Annotated in this window: 12 protein-coding genes; all 12 read right to left on the bottom strand. The window is 30.5% G+C overall.

Annotation, left to right across the window (positions count from 1 at the left end):
* Positions 1-381 precede the first annotated feature (381 nt).
* Positions 382-1,461: a hypothetical protein gene (locus tag ACGH49_RS10310; protein ID WP_411589281.1), complete on the bottom strand. Its 1,080-nt coding sequence runs from the start codon at positions 1,459-1,461 to the stop codon at positions 382-384.
* A 238-nt stretch (positions 1,462-1,699) separates the two neighbouring features.
* Positions 1,700-2,092 (bottom strand): hypothetical protein, encoded by a 393-nt coding sequence (locus tag ACGH49_RS10315; RefSeq protein ID WP_411589282.1) that lies wholly within the window; start codon positions 2,090-2,092, stop codon positions 1,700-1,702.
* 133 nt (positions 2,093-2,225) lie between these two features.
* Complete coding sequence (locus ACGH49_RS10320; protein ID WP_411589283.1) at positions 2,226-2,624, bottom strand: hypothetical protein; 399 nt, start codon at positions 2,622-2,624, stop codon at positions 2,226-2,228.
* Positions 2,624-7,252, bottom strand: coding sequence for a MobF family relaxase (gene mobF, locus ACGH49_RS10325; RefSeq protein ID WP_411589284.1), 4,629 nt, complete (start codon positions 7,250-7,252; stop codon positions 2,624-2,626). The genes ACGH49_RS10320 and mobF overlap by 1 nt, the downstream gene beginning before the upstream one ends.
* Positions 7,252-9,216, bottom strand: a complete 1,965-nt coding sequence (gene traD / locus ACGH49_RS10330) for a type IV conjugative transfer system coupling protein TraD (RefSeq protein WP_411589285.1) — start codon at positions 9,214-9,216, stop codon at positions 7,252-7,254. Before traD ends, mobF begins: the two co-directional genes overlap by 1 nt.
* A gap of 146 nt (positions 9,217-9,362) precedes the next feature.
* Complete coding sequence (locus ACGH49_RS10335) at positions 9,363-9,650, bottom strand: hypothetical protein (RefSeq protein WP_411589286.1); 288 nt, start codon at positions 9,648-9,650, stop codon at positions 9,363-9,365.
* Positions 9,651-9,652: 2 nt separating this feature from the next.
* Positions 9,653-12,499 (bottom strand): conjugal transfer mating-pair stabilization protein TraG, encoded by a 2,847-nt coding sequence (gene traG, locus ACGH49_RS10340; protein WP_411589287.1) that lies wholly within the window; start codon positions 12,497-12,499, stop codon positions 9,653-9,655.
* 9 nt (positions 12,500-12,508) lie between these two features.
* Complete coding sequence (locus tag ACGH49_RS10345) at positions 12,509-13,879, bottom strand: conjugal transfer protein TraH (RefSeq protein WP_411589288.1); 1,371 nt, start codon at positions 13,877-13,879, stop codon at positions 12,509-12,511.
* Positions 13,876-14,391 (bottom strand): type-F conjugative transfer system pilin assembly thiol-disulfide isomerase TrbB, encoded by a 516-nt coding sequence (trbB, locus tag ACGH49_RS10350; protein WP_411589289.1) that lies wholly within the window; start codon positions 14,389-14,391, stop codon positions 13,876-13,878. Before trbB ends, ACGH49_RS10345 begins: the two co-directional genes overlap by 4 nt.
* Before the next feature lie 13 nt (positions 14,392-14,404).
* Positions 14,405-15,178 (bottom strand): type-F conjugative transfer system pilin assembly protein TraF, encoded by a 774-nt coding sequence (gene traF / locus ACGH49_RS10355; protein WP_411589290.1) that lies wholly within the window; start codon positions 15,176-15,178, stop codon positions 14,405-14,407.
* The gene (locus ACGH49_RS10360; protein WP_411589291.1) at positions 15,178-17,154 is read right to left on the bottom strand and encodes a conjugal transfer protein TraN; all 1,977 of its coding nucleotides are present in this window, start codon (positions 17,152-17,154) and stop codon (positions 15,178-15,180) included. Before ACGH49_RS10360 ends, traF begins: the two co-directional genes overlap by 1 nt.
* Entirely contained in the window at positions 17,154-17,666 is a 513-nt protein-coding gene (gene trbC, locus ACGH49_RS10365; RefSeq protein WP_411589292.1) for a type-F conjugative transfer system pilin assembly protein TrbC, read from the bottom strand. Before trbC ends, ACGH49_RS10360 begins: the two co-directional genes overlap by 1 nt.

The following is a 17,666-nucleotide window of genomic DNA, read 5'->3' on the forward strand; positions in this document are numbered from 1 at the left end:
GGTCATAAAACTATAGGATTTTATTGAATCTTTCTGCCCCCTAGCTCTTTTGGAGCTAGGAAATGGGCAGGCATTTTTTAGCATAAAAGTGAGTAGCACTTTTTGCGTGCTACTACTTTTACTTTTTAGTAAAAGCGTTAGTTTCTGAATAAATGTCGAAATTAAATAATACTGTCGTAATTAATAAATAATTTTTTTTAAAAATTAGAAAAAAAATGACTGAATAGAAAAATAAAACAGCTCTAAACTCAAAAGAATTTAAAAAATTGAAAAAAAGACTTGAAAAAAGACTAGAAAAAAGACTAGAAAGAAATTTCAGGAAAAAGAAATTTATCAGTGTTTAACCGATAATATTGAATGTGAAATTTGACTTAAAATAAACTAATTAGGTGGTATCCAACCAGATTCGATTAAGCACTCTAACCAATATTTTTCACTATCTTTTTCGCCAGCTAATTTGTTTGAAACTTTTTTCATAATAAGATGCTTGTCAATTGGAGACATTTTTTCAGCAGAGTAGATATGAAATATGTCATGATAAGAAATCAGATTTTGTTCTTCTACCTCTTTTTCTGCTTGTTTCTGTTGTTTTTTAGCTCTTTTAATTGCTTCTTTCTCACAATGCATGTCAAGTAGTTTGTTTTTAATTTTAAGTAATTTTTTAACTAATTTTGCAGGCGGATTTAACACGCCAGCTTTGTCTAAACGTTGCAAAAAGACAGATTGATATTTTTCACGAGCTTTAGAAAAAAGCCCCTTTTTGTATAAATATTGTTCTCTTGATTTCAATAAAATTCTTAGCTCTTCTTCTGTATAACCTCTTGCTTTAAAAAAATCAAGAGTAAGCCAAAACCTCATCGGCTTATAAACTTTCTTTTCTTTGTCAAACTCACGATAAACAATAATCTGTTTAGTATTCTCATAATCATTAATTGCATTTAATAACGTGTCATATCTAGCGTGTCCTTTTTCATCTATTCTATAAATGCTGATTGTTTTAGCTAACATTTCAATACTGCATGTTATTTCAAACAAGCCAAAACCAAACTGGTCTACGTCTAAAAAGTTCAGTAAAGCAAGATCTAATGCACGATACATCTCTTGACGTTCTGTACGAATGTTTAGTCGCATGTTTTTGCGTTCTCGATATTTAAGAAGTAATTCATTCTTTTGATGATCGTGTTTTCTAAATCTGTGAAACATTCGCAAAAGCGGTTGTTTATTGTTTCCATACAATTTGTTCCATTCGATTAACTTTGGCGCATTGTATCGATGAATTTTTGAAATGCCTCGTCTTAGAAAATTCGACCAGCCTTTTTTTCTTTTTTCTACAAGTGTTTTGATTGTTTTGTCAAAATGAATTAATAATGTTTCATCAAAAGATGACAATTTAGAACAAATGAATTTTTGTTCAGAATCTGAGTATTTATCTAAATTAATTTTAAATACATTATTAAACATAAAAAAACCGCTTATTGGCGATTTTTTTTGTATTTAGTTGTTGATTTAATAAAAACATCGTTTATAATATTCCTATGTTTTTTGGGAACCCTACGCAGTTACTCGCCAAAGTTAAGCTGTGTGGGGTTTTTTATTACCTGTTAAATTTACTTCTAAATTCAACCTGTTTTTAGCTTATAAGCTATGTATACAAAATAATATACTATTCACATAAAAAATAATCAATCTTTTTTTTAGATTAGCAAAAAGATTGATTATTCTCATTAACTAATTTTTCAACGGCATTATCTATGTAATTATCAATCATAAATGATAGTACTTCTGACCATCTAATAGTAATATTTAATTTCTCAGATACCTTTTTTGCGACCTCAATAAGGGATTCCTTTTTATCGCCTAGTATATTGTAGGTTGCTTTTTTAACAGAAGGGCTAAATTTTGCTCTAGCGTTCATGTCATTAATTACATTATTAGAATACGAATCAGCGATGTAAGTTAAAAAATCCCACCAAGTTATGTATTTCTTAGAACGACTTGCAACTTCAACACAGGCATTTATTAAACGCTCCTTCCGTTCCATTGATACATTGTAAGTAAAACGTTTGTTTTTCATTTTTCCGTCTTCTGTCATTGTAGTAACCTTTACTCGGATGAATATTATTTTTTTGATAATAAATTTAAGAATTAAAATAAATATTTACCTATTTCTAAACCATAATAAATAAAAGGAGGAATAAAAAGATAAACCATGGCTTTAACCCCTTTTACAATTCTTCTACTAAATTAAGAAAAATATCCTCAAAATTTTCTTCTTCACTGAATCTAATAATAGCAAGCCTTATTAGCCCTGATTTATAAATCTTATAGCCAACATCAATTTTAGACATTAACTCAAGCAAATAATAGCATTTTTTGTTTAATGTAACAGTTACTTCTTTTATTGCCAATTTATTTGTTTGCCATTTCGATATTTGCTTAAAGTCAACTAACACTTTTTTTAATTTATCCTCTTCGTAAGAGGACAAATATAAGATTGATACCCGTATCAGTTTCGATTTATTTACTTTATAGGAGGTCTTTTTTTTCAGCTCCACGACAAGGAGATCAAGAATTTTAACAATATTGACAGTTAATGAAACAACAGTTCTTACAGAATTTTGCATTATAAGGTTTTCTCATCAATAATTTTGTTCAGCTCTTTATTTTCGTCGTTTATTTTAAGATCATCTTTATTTGAATTGATAAAATCATTTACCATTTGCTCCTTTCTATCGTTAACATCTGGCAAACTATATGTCGAAACAAGTTCCTTATTATTAATACTGTTTATATCTATTTCTTGCTTGATGATATTATTAACTTTAGCCCTTATTTCATCTTCTTTTAATATTTCTAACTCTGATGTATTTAATTTGTTTTTAATTTCATCAAGGTTAATTTTTGGATCAACTCCTGCTATTTCATCTTTAATTATTTTATCTATTTCAGTAGAGATCGGTTTAAGTTGTTGCTCTTCTAAAATATCGGTCGCACTCAACCTATCTTCTATTTTGCCAACATTTTGCACCCACTCTTTAACATTATCTGTAATAAAGACTACATGCTCCATTGCTCTTGAAACCCCTACATAAGCGGCTCTCAAACTGGAAAGATATTTTGATGATCTTTCAAATACAATTGCAAACTTACTATTAGCGCCTTGTGAGCTATGATCTGTTCTAGCATATCCAAAAGTAAAATGCAGTTCATCTTTGTTGCTTAAGTCGATTATCTTACTATCGCCCGTATCATTAATTAAAAGCATCTTATTATTATCGATACTTGAAACAATCCATTCGCTATTTGCTATAAAACCTTTGTCTTGGTTAGTTCTGTTTATTAATACTTTATCATTCTCACTTATCATCAACTCTTTATATTTGTAAAGTGCAATATCACTATACTGGCCAATATTTTTAGGATCTAATGTTAATGAATTTTTATTATCAATATTTCTCAATGTAACAACATTAGAATTACTATTAATCGATTCAATTTTATAATAATCTTTATCTATCACTATAATATTGTTAATATTTTTTCCATATGCTGACAATCTATTTACTTCAAATTCATTAATCAAAACTGGTTCTAACACTGATACTTTATGTTCATTATCACCTAGTCTACCTTGTTTGAATAATTCATTATGGATTTCCTGATTAATAACATTTTTATCTTGATTTAGCTGTGTTACAATGATCGTATTATTTCTTGTATGTTTATCCCTTGAACTATAATCTTTAGCAATATACTCAGCAATTGAATCAAAACCTAATTTATTAATTAATTTATTATCTAAGACATTTTTTTCGGATTGAATAAAATCAACATCTCTTTTAATTACATCTGTATTAATAGAATCAATAACAGATAATGCTTTTTCAGCTTGGTTTTTTAATAGTGCGTATACGGCAGGTTTTAAACTTTTATTTTGTCTAACAATATCATTCATTACAGAAAATTTTAGCTCTGTATGATTTTGTAGAAAAGAAAATGCCGCACCTGATTCTATTGATAATAATTGTTTACTATCACCACTATATATACCTCTTCCTCCGTATTGTGATATAATTTCATACAAAGCTGTGATATTTTTATTACCAATCATTGAGCTTTCATCAATCAAAAATAACTTATTTTTTAGATTAAATTCTGAATTATTATTAATTTCGTTCTTAGCTTCAACTAAGAATGAACTTATTGTTTGAGCTTTTACCCCCACTGATTGCAGTTCATATACAGCCTTATGAGTTGGTGCAAGACCAATTACCTCTACATTTGAATTATTAGCTTTCAATTCCTGTAATACTGACTTTAACTGTGTTGTCTTACCTACCCCAGCTAAACCTTGAATACCTATAAATTTGTCTGTTGAAGTAAGAATATGAGTAGTTGCTTCTTTTTGACCTTTTGTTAAATGAGTTAAGTTAGCTTTCGACATTTGTTCAGCATTAAGTAATGGAGCTTCATTACCAATACCTTTTATTATCAAGTTTTGTATTTTTTTTTCTTGTTGATATATTTCGTCCGATACCCCTATTTGTTGTCCTAATCCATTTACTGTTTTTAAAAGATGAATTTCTCCTTGATTTATACGTGCTGTTATCTCGTTATGGATATCACTTAGTTTTAACGAATGATCCGTTTTTAATGTTTCAGAAATAAGTTTATTGATAGAAAAAAATACATTACTACCTTGAGATATCCCTATTGCGGTATTAACTGCTTTCTGTACATTAGTTAATAAGTTTTCTTTTCTACCAACAATGGCATCATTCACAGATGAATATTCATTCCCTTTTAGTCGTTCTGAGATAAGAGTTATATTTTTTATCCTACTCAACTTTTTTTGAGTTTGTTCGTAATCAAGTGGCGAATACATCCTTATTTCACCACCAGCTTTAATCAATTGGTTTTGGGTATTTTGACTTAAATGTTTATTGCTTAATGAAACAAAAACAATTTTATCATCACTTATAGTAGATGATTGTTTTTTTATATGGTCGTGTTCTATCTTATAATGGCTATTAAATGAAAGATTATGGGTTTTTCCCTTTTCATCAGTAACAACAAATCCTTTTTTATCTATTTTCGATACAATAAGCTCTTCGTTAGATTTAATAGCACCATTCAACACCCCTCCTGTCGAGCGTAATTTATCATTTGTTGATATATCTATTGTTTTCATTTCAATTAGTGACCAGCTCTTATCAAGATCACCTAATTTAACTACCTCTTGCTTGTTATTTTTTTCTAAAAGTAAAGTATTACGGTTTTTATCAATTGAGACGATCTGATAACTAGATAGAGATTTTTTATCCCAATGTTCTAGAATCATGCCTGCTTTGTAATTTTCTATGTTGTTTTTTTGGTGGGGTGATAAATATTTAGTTTCATAAACATCAATACTAACTTCTTTTTTTCCAAGCAAACCATTTTCTCGCAACTCACTTCTAGTTAAATTAGTTAATACTTGTCTCTCTTTCTCATTATTTGAAATAATAATAGCCTTACCACTATCTTTTTGTTCAGCTACAAAATCTTTTACAAGTTGCTGATATCGTGAATTTTGGTCTGCAATTGATTTTATTCTTACATTAACTTCAAAGGTATTTATCTCTTTAAATTTATATTCACTAGTTCCATTATTTTTTAGTAATTCAATGCCATTACCTGTACCTATTTGAGATTTTGAATTGAACAGGGCTACCAATGTTTTTTTACTTTCTGAAATAGTTAATAAATTTTCGAAATTTTTTAATGATAAACTTTCAGCATTATCAACGATCATAAGGGTTTTAGAATTTATACTAGCCTCATTTAATTGGTTAATAGAAATGACATTTTCTATACCTTTTCTAGTATATTGTTTCATTACTTTTTCGGACTTGACTATAATTAATGGACTTAAATTGTTTCCTTTGGCCGCATTATTTAATGTTTCAAATCGTTCAATTTGAGTTGAAAATGTTGTATTTCCAGTGAAAATACCAATCTTACCCTTATCACTAAAAAAATCACCAATTTCCTTAGAAATCCCTTTATAGTTACCGTTAATATTTTTCTCTTTATTTTTTAAATTCTCATTAATTTCAACTATTCTCTTTTCTCGTTCTAAATTGATCCTGGATATAAATACTGATTTGTCTTTATCCAAAGGAGTAATAAGGTTTTTATCAATTGCAATATCAATATTTTTTTTTATTTCATCGATAACACCTGTATTCTTTGCAGAAAGGGAAAGTGCTGTATTTAAAATATCTTGATACGTTAATTGACCTTTACTATCACTTAGTAACTCAATAGCGTTATTTACTGCGTTTTGGTTTATTTCTAATGTGTCTTTTGCGGATATAATTAGTTCTTTCGGTTTAATGTTGTTGTAGAAGTCATCTTTATTAAACATCAAACTTTTTAGAGTTTTATTCCACCCATTATGCAACTCTATTTTATCTACTTTGGTTTTGAAATTTCTGGTCGATAATGTGGCTATTTCCCTTTCTTTAGCGGTTGCATTTTCCCCAACTTCATTTACTATTTGCTTTCTTCTTTTTGAAAATTCATCGGTCGGCACACCTTCGATTTCCCATAGACCTTTTCCTGAATCAATTGTTTTAAACCCCATTGATTCTACTTCATTCCTTAGAATTTGACGATAAATACTACCAAAAGCAAGTTGGTTTATGTAAACGGATTCAATAAATCCCGTTTTATTAACTTTATCAGAAGATAATGATTGCCAATCCCCTTTTCCATTTTTAGTCAAATTAAAAACTAACGCATGGGTATGTAATTGTGGATCTAATTCTCTTGAAGTGTCATGTGTATGTAAGGCCACGATCAGATTATTGGTATTTTCAATAGTGTAAACTCCTTCGGTTCTACCTCGAACTGATGCAAGTTTTTCTATTTCACCAACTGTTTGCTCCACTGCTTTTTTATGAGCTTCGATTAGTCGAGTATCACCAACCACCAATGACAAAACCGAAACGCTCTTGGGAGCTGAAAATGTTAGATCATATCCTGAACGATGTTTTGTTTCAAAACGTTTAGATGTTTCCCCCGTAGGTAATATGCCTTTCATTAGATTATCTTGAATATCTTTATCGACGGGCTTATCAATAATTCCTAAATCTTCAGCCCCTTTCCCAACAAATTTACTTTGTAGCTGATCATCAAGATAATAGTTTCCTTCTGGGTTATTCTCATAATATCCATTGCTCGATGCAATGGGCGCTATAGTCATCATTATAATTGGTACTCGTGATTAATATGTTCGTTACTTTCATTAATATTGACTTCATCTCTATTAGCTATTTCTCTTTCCGAATTAACTTTGACTCGTTCATCTAGCTTTTGTGAGTGTTCTTTTTCTGTTGTATTTGACGTTGATTGTAATTCAGAAAAACTCACTTCTTGCCCATTATCATTTGTTGTTGAGGATTTACTTGATTTTTTTTCTTCGCTTAATATTGATTCTTCAATAATGCGAGGAATAAATCCTTTAACCTTACTTTCATACTCTTTATACTTTAATTTTAAAACGGTTACTGGTACTTGTGCTGGGTATGTTACATAGCAAGTTAAATCGGGTAATTGCATTATATCGTATGGACTAACTATTTCTCTTTCTTCCTCTTTTTTATTAAAAGATACGCCATCACGAACATCTGATTTACCATATGCATATTGTTCACTGAATACATCATATTTTGTTTTACCAATCTGCTCCGAAACTCTCTTTGCAACATCGTAACTAGGGCTTCTAAAAAAGTATCGAGTGTTAATTAAATCCAATAAAGAGGCCGCACCTTTAACGCCATATAAATCTTCAAGTTGAGCAAGATTTTGTAATCCGATCAAAAAGCAAGATCCAAACTTTCTCCCTTCAGCAAGCATAGAGCCTAAAATGGGAAGCTTATTCAATGAATACAATTCATCTAATACGAACCATACTCTTCTATTCCTATCTTCTCCCAATTGGAATAACGAGTTTATCGCAATTGATAACCAAGCAGTAATAAGTGATTTAATAGATTCATGCTGTGAACCGTTGCTTGTTATATATAAAACACCTTTGTCATTGGGATCGGTAATCCAATTTTTAATGGTAAACGATTTATCCGATGTCGTTTCCAACCCTTGCATATATGTTAAAGATTTAGCATATGTAGTAATAACATTTCTTATAGAGCTTGTTGTTTTTTCGGCTTTACCATCAACTAAATTTTCTGACTCAGTCCCTTTTAGAAGTTTTCTCATTGTTGGTAAATCGACATTTAACAAATACTGTAAGTATTTATTATATGAAGGGTTATTATTTCTCATTTCATACCCAACAGAGCTAATTATTGTTCTAGGAGCATTAATCCAAAAAGGATCGCTTCCTCCTTGTTGTTCTGGTATTAATGATGACGCAAACATATCAAATTCAGGTTTTGTTTTACATTCTTCCCACAAAGACCACTTTGCGCATCTTGCATCAAGGGGGTTAAGGATATAGTCTTTATTTTCATCAAAAAATTTTGGTAAGAAAGAATTACCTCTGTCATAAATAATAACCTTGTCACCTTTAGCTATAAGAGATCTTATTATAATTTGTTGGATATATTGATTTATGACTGTACTTTTTCCTGAACCAACAGTCCCATGAAGTAGAATGTTTTGGATTTCACTATTTTTGAGTATAGGAAGACCTGATATTTCAATGTCAGAAGCAATTTTTTCTTTTTGTAACTGTTTGGCCACTTTTTTATAATTTTTTTCAAATGTACGTCCGCTAATATATTCATCATCACTTTGCTTTTTACCTTTATACCCTAAGTAATAATAAACAGTAATGGCAATAAAAAGACAAATAACAAATGAGCTAATAGCTGATATATAGATTTGATTTAATAGAAATTGGCCAGCTTTTATAAATTCTTGATTATTATAGATTTCACTTGCCCTAGCAGAAAAAGACCTTTCCCCTAAATTTATTGTTATATGCCCGTTAAAGCCAAAAGAACTCATTTTTGCTATATAATAGTAATACCCCATTTTAATAGCATTAAAACGAGCAACATTTAAGAAAAAAAAAATAAAAATAGTGAGCACACAAAAAAAGATGGACAAATATTTAAAAATGATTTTATTGATTTGCAAAAACATGCTAATCATATAAAAAACAACTTGTCCACCTTGTGTAAAATTTTTGTTATCGAAGCTCATTAATTAAATTCCCTTGAGTACCGTTACCACACTCATTTGTCTAAAAATTTATTCGTTTTATGATATAAAAAATAGCTTATCCACCTTGAGTAAAGTCTTATTATCGAAGTACATAAACCAAAAGTTCAAATTTCCGCATAGCAAACTCAGTCGTAGCGACGATTACCACAATATTCAGGATTACAATTTCTTCCTCCTGACCTAGTAATATCTGCCGTCCCTTCGCCACCCGTAAAAAGATCATTTATTTGTTTTATTTGGTTCATATGTTCCAGTTCTATTGGTGTAGGTGGTCTAGAGTGTTTGGATAGGAAAGCAATAACAGCTTTCCCTTTATTTACAAAATAATCTTCATCACATTTGAAATATATGATTAAAACAACTACGGCTATAATAATTGGAACAACTCGCCAAAGAATAAAAAATATTATCATTTTTAGTTTCCTCCATTAAAGTTTTTATTTTTTGTGTCCTTCATATTTTGTTGAATAGGATTTGGATCGATGAATGCCTGATCATCGTTAGCCTCTTTATAGACATTTCTTATTTTTTGTGTCTCTTTTGAATGGTGGTTTCCTTTAACATCATGAGTAGATTTACCTTCATTTTTTACATTTTTAATAGTTTGCTCATTAATGCTTTGTTCTGATTTTTGTTTTTCTCTTAACTTATCAACTTCACTGTTAATTTTCCCTTTATTTTCTGCTATCCAGTTATTTCTTTCCAACCTATTTTGACTAACTTTATCACTCATTTGATTATAGCTATCTTCAAGACCTGTTTCTTTCTTCATCGTATTTGCATTTTGAATATATTTTTGTTTAAAACTAGGAGATGCGTTATCTATTATAGTATTAATCCGATTAGAAACATAATGATTTGCAAATTCATCCCATAATTGTTCACGTTGAGCGGCTACATTAGAGTCTGATGTATTAGATAAAATTTCATTAGCATCCATTGGGTAATTTCCTCGAATCCATTTTACAAATTCATTATTTAAATTTGAGTGAATAACACTATTACCGCTAGTTATATTATTTTTTTCCTGTGATAAATTATATCCGATTGTCTTACTTTCGTTATAAGACTTCGAGGAAGCAATAGCTCGTTCATAAGAGTTACTGATATTATCCAATAAGGCCTGATTATGATTATTAACTTCGTTACCATTAAAATTGAGTTTATATGATGATAAGTTATTTATATCATAAGCCCATCTTTTAGCTAAATCTGACGAATCATCTTTACTCTCATTAAAACGTTCATTTGAACTATGCCTAATCTCGTCTTGGCTACCAGTTCTAAATTCTGCGCTTGCGTTACCTGATAAAGTACCGCTGAGCGCCACTACCGAAGCTCCAAGCCCTAAAGTTCCTGCTAGAGCTGCGTTAATACCTAAGTTGGCTGCTGAACTTTTAAAATTTAAATAGTTAACAGCCTCTTCTTCAGATACATTATGCTGACTTGCATATCTTTGGACTATATTCATAGCATCATTTGCAGAACGCCTAATATCGGCTATTTGATCATCACTATATCCTCTAGTATAACTACCACCTTTATTTACCGCATTTTGCAACTGAGATAGATTTGATAATAAAGCTCTACTATTTGAATTTAAACCGTCTAATGCGGAAGCGGACATGGACTCTACATATCTCATGGCTTGATTAAATTGTTGAGTTACATTTCTAGATATACTACCTGTAGTTGGGAGATGTGACATAATAGTACTAGTATTAATACCGCTAGTACCATCTGTTGCCATTGTGCTAATAGCTCCATTTGAAAGTTGTTGAGACATGTTTCCGCTTGAATGATTGTAATTAGTATCCCATTTGAAGCCTTGAACGTTTTCCGTACTCATATTACCTATATTCCAGTTTCCGTCAGCGGCTGATGATGAAACTTGTGATATAGCACCTGAAATGCTTGCACTTAAAAAGTTACTTGCATTAGTCGCAATAGTAGAAAATCCTTTTACAATGCCTAGTGCTAAAAAAGGAATAGATAAGCTTAGATAGCCAGATATCATACCTATGTCCGAATGGATTATTTTTAATCTATCTGCATTGTTTAGTGTTACATCTACCCCATTTAATGAGCTTTTTGTGTAATAAACCATAACATAATTTAATATAGAAAAAAGGGGTAACCAAGACATAAAGTACACAATAGATAATGCATATAGTTGTAATGGACGAACCCCCATTACATCACTAACTGTTAAAATAATAACTATAGGAAATAATCCAAATAGCAATAATATCATTACAGTATGTAACATCGGTAAATATGTTGTCGCAATTTGAGATGAAATAGCCCAGTTTAAACGTGACTTTAATTGACTATTTTCTGCTGAAACCGCAATAATCCCTGCTACATCACCTTGTTTACCAGCAAAAGAGTTAATCCCTTTTCTTACCGCATTGTTAACTACGTTACGTTTTAGAATATCCACTGCAGATTTTGAAGAGTTGTGAAAAAAAGAATAAGAATCTTGCAATAATTCTTTAATAATCATTTCTTTAGCCGCTTTATCAGAATATGTAATTCTATTTAAAGTACCTATGATACTTCCATTTTTACTGAACACAGATGTGAGGTCTGCTTTTATAGAATTAGCGCCTTCTTTGCAACTTATGTTTTGTTTTGAATTACCTTGCCCTTTGTAAATCATTCTTCGTATAGGGCTAGCATTGCTTGTGATTAATTCTAACGTATCAGTTGAATCCATTAACTCATCAAGTGAATATTTATGATTAAGCATAATGTCTCCAATAACACAATTTGTCACATAACTATTTAGATTATCGGTCAAAATACCATTAGGTAAGCTGGCATAAATTGAATCTTTTGCTAAATTAGCTCCAAATAAAAAACCTGTTTTAGAGTAAGACACTGCATCAGGAACAGAAAAAAATTGGTCGTACATCTCTGCTATACCAAATCCTATTTTGGTTGAAAAAGAAAATAAAACAGCAAGGCCTAATGGTACATTATCAACTTTATAAACAGATAACCGATCTGAAAGATCTATTATTTGAATGTTTTTTTTAGGTACAACTAATACGCTAACAATAAAGATATAGATAAATACCCATCTTAATAGTTTTACTAAATCATTAGTCCCAATAAATCTAACCATCCCACCAATAACAGCGATATTTAATGACCAACGTATTAACATTCCCCAACTAGACGAGTTAAAAAATGCCGCTATAGCATTCATAATCTGATAAAAAATTTCTCCACCAGTTAAAACGTAAACATCTAACATTTTTTCTCCTTAAAATTCATAGTTGGACATATAATTAGCCAATAGATTAGAGGATGCTTGAGTTCGAATATATCTCATTTGCTGTTCTAATTTTAACATCTGGTTTTCCTGAAAATTAAGTTCAGCTCGAATTTCTCTGAGTTGTTCATTAGAGTGCATGATTAGCTTTTGCAAATCATTTTTTGTTGTTTCTGCTATATCAGTGTTTGCTGCTGCTATTGAAAATGCAGTAATTGTTTCTGATAAATATTGATACAATATATCGTAAGAAATATGCTTTGTAATATCACCAAGCAATATATTTGTAGTTGCAATCGACATTGGATCAATCATATATTTTAAAATTGGAATCGAAGTACTTTCTATAAAGTTTTCTTCGTCTTTTGATAAAGCGGGAGAGTCCATTTCAATTTTATGAATAATGTTTTGAAGATGCCTTAAAACACGTTGATTTAAAGCACTATTTTGAGGGTCAATGTATATTACTCTCCTCGTTGGATTTAAACATTTAGTTTCTTCATCGCAAGCATAAATTTCTGTTTCTCCCCCATTTAATAAAGCTTTAACAACATCCTTTTTCCCGAGGGAAGGTAAGACTGTTTTAACATTATTTTCTTTAAAAACAATAGTACCAACAATTGTCATAACAAACTCTTTTAATTGTCGGTCGTTACCAAATGTTGCTCCGCTTTTTTCTTTTAAAATATACCATGTTAAATTTGTATCTACCATTGTGGCCAAATCTTTATAACTAGCGTTAGCTTTAGACTTATTTACCATCGAGTTAGCTTTTTTCCCTGTGCCACACTCCATTCGACTTTGAACCCAATCTGAAAAATTATGATTCATATTCCCAAATGAGTTACAAACATAATCTTTAGAAGCTCCCATTACAACACCGATACTACCAACCATAGCTTGTGCCGCTTGACATGAAGAAAAATTTGTTTGATTTACATCTTGAGCTAATTGTTCTAAATAGTCTTTTACTTGTTTTAATGTTGGTGCTAATGTTGTTAATGCTAAATCAAAAGCATATCCAACAGAATTAGACATAACACTCTTAACAAATCTCGTTATTTGTTCACTATTAATATATGAGAATGAACCTAAATATAAATCGATCCCCCCACAGCCAGCGTTAACGCTGGGAATACTCATTGATACAAGCTGTATGTTTTTTACTCCTGTTCTAGCATATAATCCCCCACCGACTAAATAGCCTGCGGCTTGCCCTTTCCATACTTCACCTTTGTTATAATTTATTCCGCTATAATTCATATCATTAAAGAATTTATTTAAATCACTATTTACGTCGGCACAAGCACTGGTATTGAGAAAAAATAGAGGCAGAAGAAAAACTAAATTTTTTAATTTCATTTTACATCCTTAACTTGACTTAAAATAAAGGTCTTTTTTATTTGGTTCTCAAACTCAATTTTTTTCATAGATCCTTGAGACACGGGTAATGTAGTAAGGTCATTAACATTTACTAAAAATGTTGTTGGTGTTGCCACGGGTAAATCTCTAAAAAAATTGGCCACAATTTCATTTGTAGCAGGTAAAACTTGTTCAAAATTACCGTCGCTTAAACCATCAAAACTAAAAACAACCGTTTTTATACCCAATTCATCAGCCACTTGTCTAATAATAGGATCAAACTTTATGCAATACTGGCATGTAGACTGAATAAAAATAACCAAATTCCAATCATTCAGATTGACTGATTGCCCATTCGGTAATTTATAAAAATTTGGGGATTTAATTGTTTGCGCTTCGTTTTCTTTATTTTTAGCTATTTCTAAGCGCTCAATATCAGCTTTGATATTTCCATAGCAACTACTAGATACGGTTAAAATCATTGTAATAATGATAACAATTGTTTTCTTCATAAGAATTTCCCTTTTAAAAATTGGGTTCAAAATTAGTTGAAACATCTAAAAATCTTTTTTCTAAATCAGTTAGGGACATAAAACCATAAGATAAGGGTTTTACTTTTTTCTCTCTAGGTTCAATCAATAATATTGCAGGAAAGTATTTGATATTGAGTTTTTCAACAATACCTTTATTTGCTTTAGTTAACGGAAAGTAAGGACTCATTTTTTTGTCAATGCTAATAGCCACAATTGGGATGTTATAAGTTGTTGAAAATTGGCGAACAACACCAGTAAACTGCTGATCCAGTTCATTCTCTCCTCGATAAAAGAAAAATAATCCATATTTTTTAGTTAACTCCAAAATAGCTGAAAAACGTTGTTGTTGGTCTCTTTTTGCTGTAATACTTGCTACATTGTTATAGTGAGAGAAGCGTAAGTTATAATCAAACTCAGGATACTCAAGTAACGTTCGTTTCCACTGACTCGCAAAATTTGAAGATAATTCCGTCATTAAGTCTTGGTACTTTCGGTATTCTGCAATATTTTCCGTCGTAGGAATAAGTATAGCCAAAGCTTTTGCCTTGTCTAAATCTCTGCGTAATGCTTCAATTACTTTTTCTGCATTTTCTTTAGTAATAACTTTTGATGATTTATCAGTTTTTTTATCTTCTTCTATCTCGAAAGGATCATTGTACCAATGGAAACCTTTTGACTCATCTGGATAAGGATATACTTCCTTGGCAAAAGCCTCATTAAAAATAAGAGTAAATATAAGGCAACAAAAAACAATAATCTTTTTCATTATTTCTTTATCCTATTCTTTATAGCTTCCTCGTCGGGTATATTAATTTGATTATTCAAATCGTTATAAAATTCACTGAAATTTATAACATCAAAGTTTATTTGTTCAAATTCCTCTAATGTTAACCCTCTGCAATCAGGATGTTTCTTAGAACCAAACCCTATATTAAGTTGATCTTTACGCCCTTGTTGTTGAACGATCTTTGCTAATTTAGAATTAAATACACAATAAGAACGTTTCTTCTGTAAGCAAACACCCAGTGTTTTCTTTGAACAATATTCTCCAACAGATATTGCCAATCCCTTTTGTTTAGCTCCCCCTAGCTCTTTTTCTTCAGTGTTACAACCTGCAATCTCGATATCTTGCCCCCAACCACTATCAGCACAACAATTGTTATACCCTGCTGTAGCTTTCCTACATTGCAATGATTTTCCAGAAAATATTTTTATATTTTCTGGGTCTTCATTAATGTTTGATGCAGCTTCTGTCACAGTTTGAAGTTTTGATGCTACATCACCAAAATCACCATTCATATGATTTTTTTTACATTCTTCGGTTTCACAATTTGTATAAAACAATTCACCACATTGAATACCTTCTTTCTTATAAGTTTCACAAGAATATTCTATTGAATATTGAGTACAATTATTTTTTTCATCATAGATTGTGCAAGTCTGTTTAACTTGCGTACAACTCTTGTCATTGTCCAATATTGCACAAGAAGGACTAATATCTACTTTTTTTTCATAAGTTTCATCGTACTCCAAACAGGGGAATTTAATATTGTGTGACTCTCCGACCTCATCTACAAACACTCGTTCAGCGTCACTAATCGAACATTCATTTTTTATCATTTTGTAATTAGGTGACTGAGGAGAAGAAAGGTTAGAACTGTTTATATCATTGCCATCAAAATAGAAATCACATTCCCTATTCCATTCAACAACAGGAGATTGGTGTTTTTTTTCAACTAATATTGTGTATGTAATACTTACTTTTCTACAGGGGTTATCACCACACATGAAGTTTTTTGCAAAATGATTTTCTTTTAATTTGCTTGAATGTCCGTATTTCGACGAATAAGCGGCGTTAAGTAAAGAAATTGTAACAACCTGAGTTCCGTTAACATCTATATAACTATTTTCATGGTTAAAACCACCAATATTAAATTGGTACTTTGGATTTTTACCTAAAAAATCTGGAACTCTGTCAATTTTTAAATATTGTTCTATTGTTCTATTAAATATATTATATATGTGTGTTTCCTTCCCTTTACTAACCACCGCTATTATTGACTTGTCGCTCCAAAATGGGTGAAATTTAGCGAGCATATCATTATTGTTACTGTAATTAATTACAGCTCCAAGTAACTTTCCATTATGGGTTGGTGTGAACTCAAAATAAGCTTGTTTATTATTGCTTTTTTCTAAAATAGGGTATAAATCTTTAGTTTCAGTGTATTCTTCATATGAAGAAGGTTCATCTTTCCAAATAACATTTGATTTTAGTTTACAGTAACCATATTCCTTGTCTTGTAAACAAGATTTTTTATTGTAAATTGGAGAAGTGAGATATGTAACTGTCGGAATGCAAAAATTACCGTTACTATCTTTAGTAATTCCTTTTTGCATTTTCAAGTTATCTGATATTAATTGGTCATCCTTTGTCAAAACAGGTTTATTATTCATCGAATCAATGATCGGTTTTTTAAACTCTGACTGATTAAATTTATTCACACCATCGCCCATTAAAGCATCACCATTAGTATTAACGCCCTTATAATATTTGGTTTCATCGGGATTAGAATTAATTCCACCGTCGATAAATTGGTTAGTATCGAAATTCTTTATATCATTTAAATTTGGTTTTATACTGTTACCAAATTGAGTACCTTCTTTATACTTTTCAGTATTATTTGTAGTTGTAGAGTAAACGAAAAATGGAAAAAAAATCGCAACACTAATAAAACGTTTCATTATTTTCTCTCCAAAATCTTTTGTGCAATAGTAGAGCAATCCCCATTTTCAGCTACTTTTGACAATGCTTGAGAAATCGGAATGTTTCCAGCTACTTTATCGTAAGTAGAATTACACTCTATAATTAATACTGGAACAGCATTAATATTGAATTTTGTAAAAATATTAGGATCAATGCCAATTCCGTAATTTGATTTTTCTCCAAATAACTGGATGAATTTTAAAGTAGTGTCTTTCATTGAATTATTTATTAACCCATTAACATAAACAGGGATACCGTAATAACTAGATAATTGCATAATTTCATTGATTGCTTCGTCTCTCATAGAGAATGAGATCAAATAATAAATATTATTTTCCCCTCGTGGAGAACCTAAAATATTACTTTTATTTAGAAATTTTTCATTAGCAAGTTCATTTTTGAATTGCATATATAAATTATGTTGGTCTTGGCCACACCATCCAATTGGAGATATACAAAGTAATAAAATAAATATTAAAAGTGATTTCAT

The sequence above is a fragment of the Gilliamella sp. BG7 genome (genome assembly GCF_046635565.1).
Taxonomy (GTDB): domain Bacteria; phylum Pseudomonadota; class Gammaproteobacteria; order Enterobacterales; family Orbaceae; genus Gilliamella; species Gilliamella apicola_P.

Coding starts and splice junctions, on each gene's coding strand:
- traF (WP_411589290.1), bottom strand. CDS start 15,178: ATGAAAAAGATTATTGTTTTTTGTTGCCTTATATTTACTCTTATTTTT.
- ACGH49_RS10345 (WP_411589288.1), bottom strand. CDS start 13,879: ATGAAATTAAAAAATTTAGTTTTTCTTCTGCCTCTATTTTTTCTCAAT.
- traD (WP_411589285.1), bottom strand. CDS start 9,216: ATGAGCTTCGATAACAAAAATTTTACACAAGGTGGACAAGTTGTTTTT.
- ACGH49_RS10320 (WP_411589283.1), bottom strand. CDS start 2,624: ATGCAAAATTCTGTAAGAACTGTTGTTTCATTAACTGTCAATATTGTT.
- ACGH49_RS10310 (WP_411589281.1), bottom strand. CDS start 1,461: ATGTTTAATAATGTATTTAAAATTAATTTAGATAAATACTCAGATTCT.
- trbC (WP_411589292.1), bottom strand. CDS start 17,666: ATGAAATCACTTTTAATATTTATTTTATTACTTTGTATATCTCCAATT.
- ACGH49_RS10335 (WP_411589286.1), bottom strand. CDS start 9,650: ATGATAATATTTTTTATTCTTTGGCGAGTTGTTCCAATTATTATAGCC.
- ACGH49_RS10360 (WP_411589291.1), bottom strand. CDS start 17,154: ATGAAACGTTTTATTAGTGTTGCGATTTTTTTTCCATTTTTCGTTTAC.
- mobF (WP_411589284.1), bottom strand. CDS start 7,252: ATGATGACTATAGCGCCCATTGCATCGAGCAATGGATATTATGAGAAT.
- traG (WP_411589287.1), bottom strand. CDS start 12,499: ATGTTAGATGTTTACGTTTTAACTGGTGGAGAAATTTTTTATCAGATT.
- trbB (WP_411589289.1), bottom strand. CDS start 14,391: ATGAAGAAAACAATTGTTATCATTATTACAATGATTTTAACCGTATCT.
- ACGH49_RS10315 (WP_411589282.1), bottom strand. CDS start 2,092: ATGACAGAAGACGGAAAAATGAAAAACAAACGTTTTACTTACAATGTA.